This window comes from Acidobacteriota bacterium, assembly GCA_004299485.1.
Classification (GTDB): domain Bacteria; phylum Acidobacteriota; class Terriglobia; order Terriglobales; family SCQP01; genus SCQP01.
Map to the genome: position 1 here is coordinate 133,903 of SCQP01000014.1, position 12,332 is coordinate 146,234.

17 protein-coding genes and 1 tRNA gene are annotated in these 12,332 nt (G+C 63.7%); 3 read left to right on the top strand and 15 right to left on the bottom strand.

Annotated elements, in window-relative coordinates; translation table 11 throughout:
- Positions 1-22: 22 nt before the first annotated feature.
- The 3 genes from EPN33_09450 to EPN33_09460 are packed head-to-tail and all read right to left on the bottom strand — an operon-like array spanning position 23 to position 2,265.
- Entirely contained in the window at positions 23-1,552 is a 1,530-nt protein-coding gene (locus EPN33_09450) for an FAD-dependent oxidoreductase (GenBank protein TAN21876.1), read from the bottom strand.
- Positions 1,553-1,563: 11 nt separating this feature from the next.
- The gene (gene merP / locus EPN33_09455) at positions 1,564-1,866 is read right to left on the bottom strand and encodes a mercury resistance system periplasmic binding protein MerP (GenBank protein ID TAN21877.1); all 303 of its coding nucleotides are present in this window, start codon (positions 1,864-1,866) and stop codon (positions 1,564-1,566) included.
- Between the two features lie 21 nt (positions 1,867-1,887).
- On the bottom strand, positions 1,888-2,265 hold the full coding sequence (locus EPN33_09460) for a mercuric transport protein (protein TAN21878.1): 378 nt from the start codon (positions 2,263-2,265) through the stop codon (positions 1,888-1,890).
- A 96-nt stretch (positions 2,266-2,361) separates the two neighbouring features.
- Here EPN33_09460 and EPN33_09465 point away from each other — a divergent pair, with 96 nt between their 5' ends.
- From EPN33_09465 to EPN33_09475, 3 genes are all read left to right on the top strand, one after another.
- Positions 2,362-2,772, top strand: coding sequence for a MerR family transcriptional regulator (locus EPN33_09465; protein TAN21879.1), 411 nt, complete (start codon positions 2,362-2,364; stop codon positions 2,770-2,772).
- Positions 2,773-3,178: 406 nt separating this feature from the next.
- On the top strand, positions 3,179-3,991 hold the full coding sequence (locus tag EPN33_09470) for a hypothetical protein (protein ID TAN21880.1): 813 nt from the start codon (positions 3,179-3,181) through the stop codon (positions 3,989-3,991).
- 132 nt (positions 3,992-4,123) lie between these two features.
- Positions 4,124-4,483 carry a hypothetical protein gene (locus tag EPN33_09475; GenBank protein ID TAN21881.1) on the top strand — a complete coding sequence of 120 codons (360 nt, stop codon included), beginning with the start codon at positions 4,124-4,126 and terminating at the stop codon, positions 4,481-4,483.
- Here the strand turns inward: EPN33_09475 and EPN33_09480 are convergent.
- The 12 genes from EPN33_09480 to atpB form a co-directional block, all read right to left on the bottom strand.
- The gene (locus EPN33_09480) at positions 4,459-4,878 is read right to left on the bottom strand and encodes a MerR family transcriptional regulator (protein ID TAN21882.1); all 420 of its coding nucleotides are present in this window, start codon (positions 4,876-4,878) and stop codon (positions 4,459-4,461) included. The genes EPN33_09475 and EPN33_09480 overlap by 25 nt on opposite strands.
- 218 nt (positions 4,879-5,096) lie before the next feature.
- Positions 5,097-6,050, bottom strand: a complete 954-nt coding sequence (locus EPN33_09485) for a hypothetical protein (protein ID TAN21883.1) — start codon at positions 6,048-6,050, stop codon at positions 5,097-5,099.
- Positions 6,047-6,676 carry an O-methyltransferase gene (locus tag EPN33_09490; GenBank protein TAN21884.1) on the bottom strand — a complete coding sequence of 210 codons (630 nt, stop codon included), beginning with the start codon at positions 6,674-6,676 and terminating at the stop codon, positions 6,047-6,049. Before EPN33_09490 ends, EPN33_09485 begins: the two co-directional genes overlap by 4 nt.
- The gene (locus EPN33_09495) at positions 6,673-7,392 is read right to left on the bottom strand and encodes a metal-dependent hydrolase (GenBank protein ID TAN21885.1); all 720 of its coding nucleotides are present in this window, start codon (positions 7,390-7,392) and stop codon (positions 6,673-6,675) included. The genes EPN33_09490 and EPN33_09495 overlap by 4 nt, the downstream gene beginning before the upstream one ends.
- A 13-nt stretch (positions 7,393-7,405) precedes the next feature.
- On the bottom strand, positions 7,406-8,185 hold the full coding sequence (fabG, locus tag EPN33_09500) for a 3-oxoacyl-[acyl-carrier-protein] reductase (protein ID TAN21886.1): 780 nt from the start codon (positions 8,183-8,185) through the stop codon (positions 7,406-7,408).
- Positions 8,178-9,110 carry a [acyl-carrier-protein] S-malonyltransferase gene (fabD, locus tag EPN33_09505; protein TAN21887.1) on the bottom strand — a complete coding sequence of 311 codons (933 nt, stop codon included), beginning with the start codon at positions 9,108-9,110 and terminating at the stop codon, positions 8,178-8,180. Before fabD ends, fabG begins: the two co-directional genes overlap by 8 nt.
- A gap of 53 nt (positions 9,111-9,163) precedes the next feature.
- A complete protein-coding gene (gene plsX / locus EPN33_09510; protein TAN21888.1) occupies positions 9,164-10,246 on the bottom strand; it encodes a phosphate acyltransferase PlsX in 1,083 nt (360 codons plus the stop codon).
- Positions 10,247-10,258: 12 nt separating this feature from the next.
- Positions 10,259-10,444: a 50S ribosomal protein L32 gene (locus EPN33_09515; protein TAN21889.1), complete on the bottom strand. Its 186-nt coding sequence runs from the start codon at positions 10,442-10,444 to the stop codon at positions 10,259-10,261.
- A gap of 18 nt (positions 10,445-10,462) precedes the next feature.
- Positions 10,463-10,993: a DUF177 domain-containing protein gene (locus EPN33_09520; GenBank protein ID TAN21890.1), complete on the bottom strand. Its 531-nt coding sequence runs from the start codon at positions 10,991-10,993 to the stop codon at positions 10,463-10,465.
- Between the two features lie 10 nt (positions 10,994-11,003).
- A tRNA-Val gene (locus EPN33_09525) sits at positions 11,004-11,080 on the bottom strand.
- Between the two features lie 94 nt (positions 11,081-11,174).
- Positions 11,175-11,474 carry a hypothetical protein gene (locus tag EPN33_09530; protein TAN21891.1) on the bottom strand — a complete coding sequence of 100 codons (300 nt, stop codon included), beginning with the start codon at positions 11,472-11,474 and terminating at the stop codon, positions 11,175-11,177.
- Between the two features lie 107 nt (positions 11,475-11,581).
- Positions 11,582-12,313: an ATP synthase F0 subunit A gene (gene atpB, locus EPN33_09535; protein ID TAN21892.1), complete on the bottom strand. Its 732-nt coding sequence runs from the start codon at positions 12,311-12,313 to the stop codon at positions 11,582-11,584.
- Positions 12,314-12,332: the final 19 nt, after the last annotated feature.

Here is a 12,332-nt window from a genome sequence, read left to right on the forward strand (position 1 = left end):
GGCGCAATCCGGTTACGGTTTTTTAAGCAGCGCAGCAGGATAGTTTTTTTACATCTCGAGTGAATGTTTGTGCGGCGAGCTTCAGGCCTTCCGCGTTGGTCAAGTACGGGTGGAACATAGAGGCGAGTTCGTCGACGGGGATATGGAAGCGGATGGCGGTCGCAGCCGCCTGGACCATTTCCCCTGCTTCTGGCGCGAGAAAGTGAGCACCCAGGAGTAGACCGTTATCGCCAGCCACGAGTTTGATCATACCCCGGGTGTCGCGCGCCGCCAGCGCGCGGGGCACATAGGACATGGGCAGCCGGGCAACCCTGATGTGGCTCGCCACTTTTTGCCCTGGTCGCTCCCGTTGGTCGCTTGGAGTGCGGGCTTCGATTCCCGGCAGGGTCCGCCCGCTGGCGCTCAGGCCTCCTCCAAGCTGCCGCCATTCGGTTGCATTTTGCTCCCGGGCCTGCGCCTCGGTTAAGCCTACGGAAGCCACGGCAGGATCGGTAAAGGTCACCCGAGGCAACGCGCTCAGGTCATAGCGCCGCTGGTTACCCTGCAGGGCGTTGGTCGCAGCCAGATTTCCGGCGTAGGCCGCCACGTACACGAACATGGGATCGCCGATTACATCTCCGGCAGCGTAAATTCCGGCGTGGTTGGTTTCCAGATGATCGCTCACCAGGATCTCGCCCTTGGCGCCCAGGCGGATTCCAGCAGATTCCAACCCCAGGCCGGCCGTATTGGCGCGCCGACCCGTAGCGACGAGAAGCTGTTCGGCTTCCAACACTGTATTGGCGCTACCTTCGCGGAGGCGCAACTGGTATGCCCCCGGCTGCCCGGTGACCCCGGTCACCATGGCGCCCGCACGGATCGTCATGCCTTCGCCGCGTAGATAGTCCACCAACAGCTCACTGATTTCGGCGTCCTCGCCGGGAAGGATCCGCGGTGCGGCTTCTAATACGGTCACCTGACTGCCCAGGCGCGCGAACATCTGCGCCAGTTCCAGCCCGACTGCCCCGCCGCCCAGCACAATGAGGCGACGGGGAATGGTGCTGAGCGCCAGAGCCTCGGTGCTGGTCAGGTAGGGGACGTCAGCCAGCCCTGAGATGGGCGGCGCCCAGGGCCGCGCACCGGTGGCCAGGAGCACTTTGCCTGCGGGGACGGGTTCGCCTCCCACGCTGACGAGGCCATCCCGGCCCAACCGCGCGCTGCCGACCGCCAGCTTGACGGAAGGATATGCGGCCAGCACATCCCTGTATTTGCTTTGGCGCAAGGAGGCGACGAGTTCGTCTTTTTGCGCCACGATAGCCTCCAGCGCTACGGGCTCCGCGTGGGTACGGACGCCGGCAAAGGCGGCGTGGCCAGCGCGATGGGAAGCCTCAGCGGCTCGAATCATGGTCTTGGAGGGAACGCAGCCTACATTAACGCAGGTGCCACCCAAAGTTCCCCGCTCCACCATGGTGACCGAGGCTCCTAATTCCGCAGCCGCGATGGCCGCCGCGAACCCTGCTGACCCGCCGCCGATGATGAGCAGGTCGACTGCATCCGTGTGAATGGTTTGGGGCATCGAGACTCCTCCTATTTTTGCTTGGCTTTTTCGACGTGCGAAGGGTAACCGGCTCGAGCCGTAACCTTCTCCAAGGCTGCAACATTGGTTTTGGCGTCGTTGTAGCTGACGCGAATTTCTTTGCGGCTGAAATTGACCGTGACCTGTTCAACGCCGGGGGAGCGCTGCAGTGCCGTCTTGACGGTTATCGGACAAACCGGGCAGGTCATTCCGGGAACGGAAAGTACCACGGTGCGCGTTGCTGCCCAAGCGGGGGCGGAAAGAAAAGAGAGCAACGCGAGTGAGAGAACGGAATTGAGAACGAGACGTTTCATTGCGAGCCTCCTGAGTATCGATCAGTAAAACACTGGCGCCAGATAGGGAAAAGCAAATGCCAGCAGCAGCAGCGCGGCCACGACGAAAAAGAGGGAGCGGTAGAGCCGGCGCACCGGCGGCCGGGCGCACATTTTTGCGGGTGCGCACGCCGGGGAAGAGCGAAATATGACACGGTAAGCCAGAGCAAGCGCAATCGCGGCTACCGCCAGAAAGATGGGGCGATAGGGTTCGAGGTTCTGCAAGTGGCTTAGCCAAACGCCGCCCAAGCCTACGGCCACAAAAAGCAATGGTCCCAGGCAGCAGGCTGAGGCCAGAATGGCGAGTACGCCTCCCGCCGCCAGCCAGCCTTTGCCAGTTCCGCGCGGGTTGGATGCTTCCGTTGTTGGGTTCGCCGCCATCGCTTTTTCTGCCTCCACTGCTAGACTAGAACCGTACTTAAGTACGGAGTCAAGGGGAATGTTTGCATGCTCCTCACAGTGGATACGGCCCCGAGGATGACGGTTGGCGAACTGGCCCGGCGGGCGAGCGTCAACGTGGAAACGATCCGCTTCTACCAGCGTCGGCGCTTGCTCGCCGTGCCCTCCCGGCCACTGGGAGGGATCCGGCGCTATGGCGCCGAGGATCTTGCACGGCTGGAGTTCATCAAACATGCGCAACGGTTAGGTTTCAGCCTGGGTGAGGTCCACGAACTGCTGCGCCTGGAGGACGGAACCCATTGCCGGGAGGCGCGCTCGCTGGGCGAAAGCAAGCTGGCGCTGGTGCGCTCGCGCCTGGCCGATCTGCGCCACATCGAGCGGGCGCTGCGCGACCTGGTGCACCGCTGTGGCGACGGCGGCGGGCGCTTGTCGTGCCCCTTGATCGCTGCCCTGCAAGACCCGGGCAAGCGCGGCCGGCGCCTCAGGTAGTGGCTCGCCACTTTTTGCCGTGGCACGGCCACCTCTTTTTGGAGCCGCCCTCCCGCTGGTCGGGCTGTGGCCGAACGTCGCTCCCCGGCAACGGACGCCCGCTGGCGCTCAGGGCGCCTCCAAGTTGCCGCGACTGGTCGCTCCCGTTGGTCGCAGTGCGCACAAAAATAACGCTTGCTCCTACACCCGAGTGCAGGAATTAGCCTGAAGTTGAAAGGAGGCAATATGCCATTGGTGGAAGGAGAAGTCTACCGCTGCCCGGATGCGAGCTGCGGATGTGAGGTCCGCGTGACCCATAGCGCAAATCCGAAATGTGCGGGCCAAGGAAGCCCGCACTGCTGCTGTGGGAAGTCGATGATCAAACAGTGACACTCTCGGGCCCGGCGCGAGCCGGGCCCGTTTTCTTATGCGACTGCGAGGACAGTTCATTTTGGGATGCGCGCTGGCGCTGACAGTGACGCCTGCACTGGCGAACGGCCACGGGCCGGTGTTTGGGCTGGCCACGCCGACCAATGGTAAGGGCGCCTGGACACTGGATTTCGCGCCCATGTTCCGAGCCGGACGCGCGGGCGAGGCGGCCGAGGCAGAAATGATGCGTGCCATGCTGACCTATGGGTTAACCGCGAACTGGGAAATCTCGTTCTCAGCGCCGGCGATGCTCGGGAACACGCGCCGGCCAGCGGCGCGGCTTACCGGGATGATGGCGGCGAATGGCGAGTTTGAGGCATTGACGGGCTGGCGCTTTCAGCGGCGGGAACCCGCTGTGGGCTTGCGGCGGGAGAGCACGGCGTATTTCGGCGTGGACGTACCGGGGCCGCAGGCATCGCAGGGCAAAGGCGTTTACGCGGCGGTGGCAACGGGACTGGCCTCGCGCACGAACTATCTATGGGCGGGGGTTGGCGACCAGTACCTGAGCGCAGGTGGCCAAAAGGCGGCGCTGAACACGGCGTTCTACAGTCTGGTGTATGGGTATCGGCCGTTTGCCGCGCGGCAACACTATCCCGGGCTGGACTGGCGGGTTTTTGCCGAGCTCACGGGTGAACACGACAGCACGGTGCGCAGCTCTGGCGATCAGGTGTTTCTGGGACCTTCGGTGTTGCTGATTCATAAAGACATCGGCTTCAGCGCGGGCGTGCAATGGCCAATCTATTCTGGCGGCGGTGCGGGGTTTCGGCCCGAGCGGCACCGGGTGGTGATTGACGTGAGCTATTTTTTTTGAGGAGGGTCTATGAAGCGAGCGGGTCTGACATTGTTGCTGCTGGTGGCCGCGTTGGGCGTGGGCGCGCGGGCGCAGTACCAGCATATTCAACAGACGATCTACGGAATGGATTGAGGGGTCTGCGCCCACGCCGTGAGCGTGGCCGTAGGCAAGATCCCGGGCGTGACGGGAGTCAAAGTTGAGATAAATCTGGGGCTGGCGGAAATAACGCTGGCGCGTGTCAACCGGGTTGGATTACGTCAGATTCGCAAGGCGATCCGGGCGCAGGGGTTCAATCCGCGCCAGGCGCTGCTGAGCGCCACGGGCAAGCTGCGGCAAGAAGACGGGCACTGGGTGTTTCAGGTGAGCGGCAACGCGGAGGATCTGCGGGTTACCGGGCCGGTGCCGCGCGCGTGGGCGGAGCTGGCGGGCAAGCCGGTGCTTATGCACGGCGAGGCGCCGGCGCCGGGCAGGGACGGCCCGACAGTTCATATCTTTTCGATCGGCCCGTGAGGGCGCTCGATCAGGCCACAGATTTCGCGCGAGGAGCAGGTGGGCTGCGGCTGCTGCTGCCAGCGGGCAAGCGTGCGCTGCAGCTCGCGGCGGTACGCTCGCAGGTGCTCGAGTTTGTAATCGGTGCGCGCCAGCTCGCGCTGGGCCAGAGTCTGCACTTCAGAACAGACGGCCCCGCCGTGTTCGCGGGTTGCGAGCAGGTGGCGGATGTCGTTCAGGGCAAAGCCGAATTCCTGCGCCTGGCGGATGAAGCGGAGCCGCTGCAGATCACGCGCCTGGTAGAGGCGGCGGCCGCCCTGGCTGCGGCCGGGCGCAGGCAACAGCCCCGCACGCTCGTAGAAACGTATGGTGGAGATCTTCACTTCCGCCTTGGCCGCCAATTCCCCGATTTGCATAGTTATGAATCCTTAAGCGATGGATGCAGGCTTCTTTACTATCCTCGCCCTGAAGGCGGCGTTGGCGATAGCCGGAGTGGCTCGCCACCTATTGCCATGATCGCTCCCGCTGGCCGCCTAGTGTACGGGCTTCGATTCCCGGCAGCGTCCGGCCGCTGGCGCTCAGGGATCCTCCAAGCTGCCGCCATTTGAGTACACCCTAGACGTAGCTGAGTGCGCTAACTTAGCGAGAACAGGTCGAGTTTACCGCCGCCGAGGCAGGCGAGAAGGGAGTGGTCGAGGCAGGTGGCGAGGCTGTGGAAGGCGAGATCGACCTGGGCTTCGCCGAGGAGTTTGAGGTCGCTGGTGCGCCAGAGGCGGATGAGGTTGAAGTTGGCCTCGGCGTCTTCTTTCATCACCAGGAAGTAGTCGGAGCCGGCACCGAAGGCGAGGACGGGGAGAGTGTTGGCCTCGAGCGGCAGGAGGTTGGCTTCGACGCCGGTTTCCACGTCGATGAGGGAGACATGGCGCTCGTTGTTCTTGAAGTCGACCATTTCGGCGGCGAGGAGTTTGCCGTCGGGCGAGAGGGCGTGGACGCCGGCGCCGATGCCGAGATCGAAATTCTTCTGGACGGCGCCCAGGCGGTCGAGAGTGAGGACGCGGAACTTGCGGAAAATGAGATCGGCGCCTTCGACCTGCTGGACAGCGCCGACGGTTTCGCGGCCAAAGCAGACCCAGCCGCCATCTTTGCAGGCGAGGGCGCGGATTTGCAGGTTGGGCACGGGAAGGGCGGCGAGCGCGGCTTGCGGGTCGCAGTGCGCACCGGCGAGGGATTCGCCGGCGTTCCAGAAGAGATCGCCGGCATTAAAGGCGCAGGTTTCGACGGGACGCTGCGATTCGGAGGTCCAGAGCTGAGCACCGGTTGCGGCCTGAAACAGGCTCACGCGGCCGCGCGTGGCGGGGTGGTTGTCGCCCACGTTAGCGGCAGCGACGAAGCGGCCGTCGGGGCTATAGGCCAACTGTGCCAGCAGTTCCGGGAAGACGAAACTGGCGTGGGGGGCGCCGGTCTCGACGGCGTAGCTTTGAAATTGCTTGTGGCCAACGGCGATTTCGGAGCCGTCGGGGGAGAAGGCCAGGCGGGTGAGGAGGAACTCCTCGACTTCGAGTGAGTGAACGAGGTCCAGTTTAATCATGCCGCACGCTTCCGTGCTACGGCGACGCCGTCGCGGAGGGGCAGGATCACGGGCTCGAGGCGGGGGTCAGCATAGAGCAGGCGGTTGAATTCGATGATGGCCCGCGTTTCTTCATCGGTTGCAGGCTCGGCGACCTGGCCGCGCCAGAGAACGTTGTCGGCGACCAGCAGGCCGCCGGTTCGGAGGCGCGGGAGGGCTTGGCGGAGCGCGGCGGGATATTGCGGCTTGTCGTGGTCGATGAAGATGATGTCGAGCTCACCGGGTGTCGAGGCGAGTGACTGGAGCGCATCGCCAACGCACGTACGAATGCGATCGGCAAGGCCGGCGCGCTCGAAGTAGCCGCGGGCTTCGGCGGCCAGATCGGAACTGAGGTCGGTGTAGAACACTTCCCCGCCCTCGCCGACCGCCGAGGCCCACCAGAGAGTGGAGTAGCCGATGTTGGAGCCGAGCTCGAAGACGCGCTTGGCGCCCACGAGGCGGGTGAGGAGCGCGAGGCAGCGGGCGACCATGGGGCCGATGATGGGGAGCGAACGCTGCTTAGCCTGGGATTCCATTTCCGCCAGCACGGGCGGGCTGGGCGGCAGCAGGCCGTAGAGATAGTCTTCGACGGGAGGGTTGACAATCATATCGTCTGGCCGGGCTTTATCTCGCAGACTTCGCAGGGCGTGCCGGCGGCCTGGAGTTGCTGGCGCAGGCCGGCGGGCGTGCCAGTGAGCACCGGGAAGGTGGCGAAGTGATTGGGCACGACGTAGGGGACGCCGAGCAGGCGGCAGGCGTGCGCGGCTTCCATGGGACCCATGGTAAAGAAATCGCCCATCGGCAGGAAGGCGACCTCGGGCTGATAGATTTCGGCGAGCAGGCGCATGTCACCAAAGACGGCGGTGTCGCCGGCGAAGTAGGTGCGCAGGCCTTCGGCAAAATGAATCATGAAGCCGGCGGCCTCGCCGGTGTAGATGGCGAGCCCATCCGGACCCTTCACGCTGCTGGAGTGATCGGCATGGACCATGGAAATTTTGGCGCCGCCCAGCTCGATGGTGGCGCCTTTGTGGCAACCGATGATCTGGTCAGCGGGAATGCCTTCTTTTTCGAGCCAGAGGCCGAGTTCGAGCATGCAGACCACTTTGGCGTGCGTACGCTTGGCGAGCGCCACCAAGTCACTGGTGTGATCGGCGTGACCGTGGGTGACCAGGATGAAATCGGCCTGAGTGGGGTTCTTTTCGCTTTCCGGACAGAACGGATTGGGCGTCAGGAAGGGATCCAGATAGAAGGTTTTACCGTTGGACTGGATGCGGTAGGTAGACTGGCCCAGCCAAGTGAGTTTGATGCCGCGGGTGTTGAACATTCCCTTTTTTCTCCTATGCCAAATATAGCCCACCGTTGACGGCGAGCGTTTCTCCGGTGATGTAGGCGGCGCGATCACTGGCCAGAAAGGATACGGCGGCGGCGATATCGGCTTCACTGCCCATGCGGCCGAGGGGCACGCGCGCGAGCAGCGCCTCCTGCACCTTGTCGCCGAGCGATGCGGTCATGGCGGTCGCAATGAAGCCGGGGGCGACGGCGTTGACGGTGATCTGACGCGAGGCGACCTCGAGCGCCAAAGCTTTGGTGAAACCGATGAGGCCGGCTTTGGCGGCGACGTAATTGGTCTGGCCGGGATTGCCGCTCTGGGCGACCACACTCGCGATATTGATGATGCGGCCCCAGTGGGCGCGCACCATGCCGGGCAGGACGGCTTGCGAGGTGAGAAAGGCGCCGGTGAGATCGGTGGCGAGGACGGCGTCCCAGTCCGCTTTTTTCATGCGCAGCAGGAGCTGATCGCGTGTCATGCCGGCGTTGTTGATCAGGATGTCGCATTTGCCGAGCTGGGCGATGACTTGCTGCACGCCGGCTTTGACCTGGGCTTCGTCGGCCACGTCCATAGGGACGGCGAGGGCGCGGCTGCCGGCGGCTTCAATTTCAGCGACGACCGCGGCCAACTTTTCGGCGTTGCGCGCGGCGCACGCGATGGCGCAACCGTCGGCGGCAAGCGCCAGCGCAATCGCGCGCCCAATGCCCTGCGAAGCGCCGGTCACCAGAGCCACGCGACCACCCGACTGATGGCTGATGACTGATGACTGATGACTGATGTCAGGCATGTGCCATCGCCTCCAGAGTTTTTTCGAGTGAGGAAGAATCTTCGACGTTGCAGGTGACCGCGCCGCGGTCGATGCGGCGCATGAGGCCGCTCAGGACCTTGCCGGGGCCGACTTCGATGAAGTGGGTGACACCTTTTTCGAGCAAACCGCGCATGGAGCGCTCCCATTGGACGGGAGCGGTGACCTGACGGATGAGGCCGTCGCGGGCTTCTTCGGCGGCTTCGATCAGCTCGGCATCAACGTTGGTCATGAGCGGCATTTCCAGCTCGGAAAAATAGGTGTTCCAGAGGTCCCACTGCAGCGTTTCCTGCGCGGGGGCCATGAGGGCGCAATGGAAGGGAGCGCTGACGGGCAGCGGAATGGCTTTGACGCCACGCGAGGAGGCGAGCTCGACGGCGCGATCGACGGCGGCCTTGTCACCGGCGATCACGATCTGGCCGGGGGAGTTGAAGTTGGCGGGCGAGCAGACCTCGCTCTGGGCGGCTTCGGCGCAGAGGGCGATGACGGCCTCGGCTTCCATACCCAGGATTGCCGCCATGGCGCCTTGGCCAGCGGGGACGGCTTCTTGCATCAGTTCGCCGCGGCGGCGGACAACTTTGACGGCTTCTTTGAAGTCGAGACAGGCGGCCGCCACCAAGGCCGAGTATTCGCCCAGGCTGTGACCGGCGACGTAATCGGGCTTGAGGCCGCGTTCGGCGAGGACGCGCGCGGCGGCGACCGAGACGGTAAGAATCGCTGGTTGCGTGTTGGCGGTGAGTTTGAGCTGCTCTTCGGGGCCCTGAAAGCAAAGCTGGGAGAGGGGCTCGCCGAGGGCCGCATCAGCGGTGGCGAAAACCTCCGCCGCAACCGGAAAGTGCTGCTGTAGGTCGTGGCCCATGCCGGCGTATTGGGAGCCCTGGCCGGGGAAAAGGAAGGCAATTTTCATGGGAAGTATTTCAGTATTTCAGTAGATCAGTATTTCAGTATCAGGCTCGGGAGTCATGCCAGGGGGCGGGGGGCGGGATCGGCATCGGGGGCGGAGGCGCTGGGGGCGGGTTGGAGGCGGCCGAGTTGGGTTTCGATCTGGTGGTTGATGGCGTGGGTGGCGGAATCGGCGGCGACGCGGATGGCGCTCTTGATGGCTTTGGCGTTGCTGCGACCGTGGCAGATGATGACGCTGCCGCGCACGCCCAGCAGCGGGGCGCCGCCATATTCGGAATAGTCGAGGCGTTTTTGCAGGGCGGCAAAGGCGGGGCGGGCCAGGAGGTAGCCGATTTTGTTGCGCAGGGTGCGGGAGAGCTCGTGGCGGAGGGTGCTGCGCACGGCTTCGACCAGGCCTTCGCTGATTTTGAGGGCGACGTTACCGACAAAGCCGTCGCAGACGATGACATCGACCTTGCCGCGATAGATGTCACGGCCCTCGACGTTGCCCACGAAATTGAGGGGCAATTGGCGGAGCAGGCCCAGGGCTTCGCGGGTCAACTCGTTGCCTTTGATTTCCTCTTCGCCGATCGACAACAGGCCGACACGCGGTCCTTCGACGGCGTCTTTGCGGTCGCAGCCCAGAATCACGCGGGCATAGATCGAACCCATGATGGCGAACTGCTCGAGGTGCTCGGGACGGCAGTCGACGTTGGCGCCCACATCAATGAGGATAGCGGCGCGGCCGCCGGCGGTGGGCACGACGGTGGCGAGGGCGGGGCGCTGAACGCCTTCGAGGCTGCCCAGCATGAGCTTGCTGGTGGCCATCACGGCACCGGTGTTGCCGGCGCTCACCAGCCCCACGGCGCGGCCGGATTTCACCAGGCGGGCGCAGACATGGATGGAGGAGTCGCGCTTGGTGCGGACCGCGCGCACGGCCTTGTCCTCCATGGTGATGACTTCGGTAGCCGGGACGATTTCGATGTGCTGACGGTCGGCGGGCTTATAGGAGTCGAGAGCGTGGCGAAGGCGGTCCTCCAAACCGACGAGGAGGATTTTAACTCCGTACTCCCGAACTGCGGCGACCGCGCCATCCACCTCCGGCGCCGGGGCGTGGTCGCTGCCCATGGCATCCAAAGCAATTGTCAGTGGAGTGGACACGGAAGGGTGGAGCTACTTCTTCTCCTTGACTTCGAAGATCTCGCGATCCTTGTAAAAACCGCAGCGCGGGCAGGCGCGGTGGGGCAGCTTCTGCTCATGGCAGTTGGGGCATTCCGACAGCGAGCCCGCGGTAAGAAAATCGTGCGCCCGGCGGGTGCTGGTGCGCTGATGGGAATGGCGTCGTTTGGGATTAGGCATTGAAAATTCTCCAGATCGCTATTTGTTTTGGCCGGGCGGGCGCAGCGATTTGAGGGCGCTCCAGCGGTCGTCGGCGGCGGGCGCGCATGGGCACGGCCCTTGATTCAAGTTGGCGCCGCAGCGGGCACAGAGACCCCTGCAATCTGACTTGCAGAGCGGCTGCATGGGCAGCGCCAGCAGGATCTGCTCGCGCGCCACTTCCTCCAGGTCGACGCCGGGGCCGGAAAAGAAGGCCACTTCGGTATCGGCGGCGTGAATTTCCGCTTCGGCGCTATCGCCGATGAGGGCTTCGGGCTCGTATAAGAGGTCCACGTCGCGGTCGACCGTCATAGAGATGGGTTCGAGGCAACGCGCGCAGGCGGGGGCGATGTCGCCGCGGACATGGCCTTGCAGGCGCATGCCTTCGCCGACCAGGCGCGCTTTGCCTTCGAAATGCAACTCACCGGTGACTTCCGGCACTTCGGCCAGAGCCTCATCTTTGCCGGCGGTCCAGTGCAAAGCGAAAGGCACCGGGTGCAACCGCAGTTCCTGGACTTCAATCATCCGCACGGAATATTCCTGGTGGGCGCCACTGGGCTCGAACCAGTGACCTCGGCCGTGTGAGGACCGCGCTCTAACCAACTGAGCTAGGCGCCCCAAAACCTACAACAGTATAGGCTATCAGCCGTCAGCAATCAGCTTTCCGCCGCGACGGGCAAGCTGAAGGCTGATCGCTGATCGCTGGGTGTCCTTAGTAGCCGAGAAGGACGATGACGAAGGTGTAGAGCGCCAGCGACTCAATCATGACAATACCGAAGATGAGGGCAAAGCGCACGTGGGCAATGGCGCCGGGATTGCGGGCCGCGCCTTCAGCGGCGCCTTTGGTCGCCATGCCCTGGCCGATGCCGCAGATGCCGGAGGCAATGCCCATGCCGACGGCGCCGAGCTTAATGGCCGAAGAACCGGCAGCGCCGCCTTGCGCGAGCAGGGGCTGGGCGGCAAACAAAATGGCACTGAGAGTGGCAAAAAGGTACATCAATTTAGTACGCATGAGAGCTCCTTGTTTGAACGGCAATGAAATTCCCCACTGGAGGTGGTTCCCGTAGGCGCGGGGGCGTTACGGTCTCACGCGGCGGGGTGCTGCGGGACGGGCATGGCCTAGTGCTCCTCGGCGGTGGCGCCGGAGAGATAGACCATCGCCAAAACCATGAAGATGTAGGCCTGCAAGATGGCGATGAAGACGTGCAGGCCCATGAAGGCGATGCCGGCGATGGGCAGCAGCGCCAGAAAGATAGTGGTGATCATCTCGCCCGCGAACATGTTGGCGAAGAGACGAACGCTGAGGGAGAGGATGCGGGCGAAGCTGCTGATGATTTCGAGCGGCACCATGAGTGGGGCCAGAAAGATCATGGGCCCGGCGAAGGACTTGGCGTACTTCACGATGCCGAGCTTTTTCAAGCCGACGGCGTGGAAGTAGACAAACGTGGCGAGAGCCAGACCGAGCGTGGTTTCGATGCCGGCGGTGGGCGAATCGAGACTGGGTACCAGGCCCATCAGATTGCCGATCAGGATGAAGAAGAACAAGGTGAACAGGAAGGGTAGAAAGCGCTTGCCGCCATGGCCGATGACTTCTTCGCCGTGATCGCCGATGGCGTTCCAGCTCAGCTCGACCGATTGCTGGATGGCGCCGGGACGCTCGACAGAAAGGCGGCTGCGCACGAGGGTGGCGATAATAACCAGAATCAGGGCGGTCAGGACTTCGAGGGCGAAGGTATTGGTAATGGGCGCGGCAGGATAGAGGACGGGAATGCCGAGGAGGTGGAACAGACCGTCGACCGGCGCCGCGAAGAGGGCGTTCAGGATGTGGGTGAACCAGATTTGTTCAGGCATGCTAAACGGTCACAGTCAA

Coding starts and splice junctions, on each gene's coding strand:
- EPN33_09450 (TAN21876.1), bottom strand. CDS start 1,552: ATGCCCCAAACCATTCACACGGATGCAGTCGACCTGCTCATCATCGGC.
- merP (TAN21877.1), bottom strand. CDS start 1,866: ATGAAACGTCTCGTTCTCAATTCCGTTCTCTCACTCGCGTTGCTCTCT.
- EPN33_09460 (TAN21878.1), bottom strand. CDS start 2,265: ATGGCGGCGAACCCAACAACGGAAGCATCCAACCCGCGCGGAACTGGC.
- EPN33_09465 (TAN21879.1), top strand. CDS start 2,362: ATGACGGTTGGCGAACTGGCCCGGCGGGCGAGCGTCAACGTGGAAACG.
- EPN33_09470 (TAN21880.1), top strand. CDS start 3,179: ATGCGACTGCGAGGACAGTTCATTTTGGGATGCGCGCTGGCGCTGACA.
- EPN33_09480 (TAN21882.1), bottom strand. CDS start 4,878: ATGCAAATCGGGGAATTGGCGGCCAAGGCGGAAGTGAAGATCTCCACC.
- EPN33_09485 (TAN21883.1), bottom strand. CDS start 6,050: ATGATTAAACTGGACCTCGTTCACTCACTCGAAGTCGAGGAGTTCCTC.
- EPN33_09490 (TAN21884.1), bottom strand. CDS start 6,676: ATGATTGTCAACCCTCCCGTCGAAGACTATCTCTACGGCCTGCTGCCG.
- EPN33_09495 (TAN21885.1), bottom strand. CDS start 7,392: ATGTTCAACACCCGCGGCATCAAACTCACTTGGCTGGGCCAGTCTACC.
- fabG (TAN21886.1), bottom strand. CDS start 8,185: ATGCCTGACATCAGTCATCAGTCATCAGTCATCAGCCATCAGTCGGGT.
- fabD (TAN21887.1), bottom strand. CDS start 9,110: ATGAAAATTGCCTTCCTTTTCCCCGGCCAGGGCTCCCAATACGCCGGC.
- EPN33_09515 (TAN21889.1), bottom strand. CDS start 10,444: ATGCCTAATCCCAAACGACGCCATTCCCATCAGCGCACCAGCACCCGC.
- EPN33_09530 (TAN21891.1), bottom strand. CDS start 11,474: ATGCGTACTAAATTGATGTACCTTTTTGCCACTCTCAGTGCCATTTTG.
- atpB (TAN21892.1), bottom strand. CDS start 12,313: ATGCCTGAACAAATCTGGTTCACCCACATCCTGAACGCCCTCTTCGCG.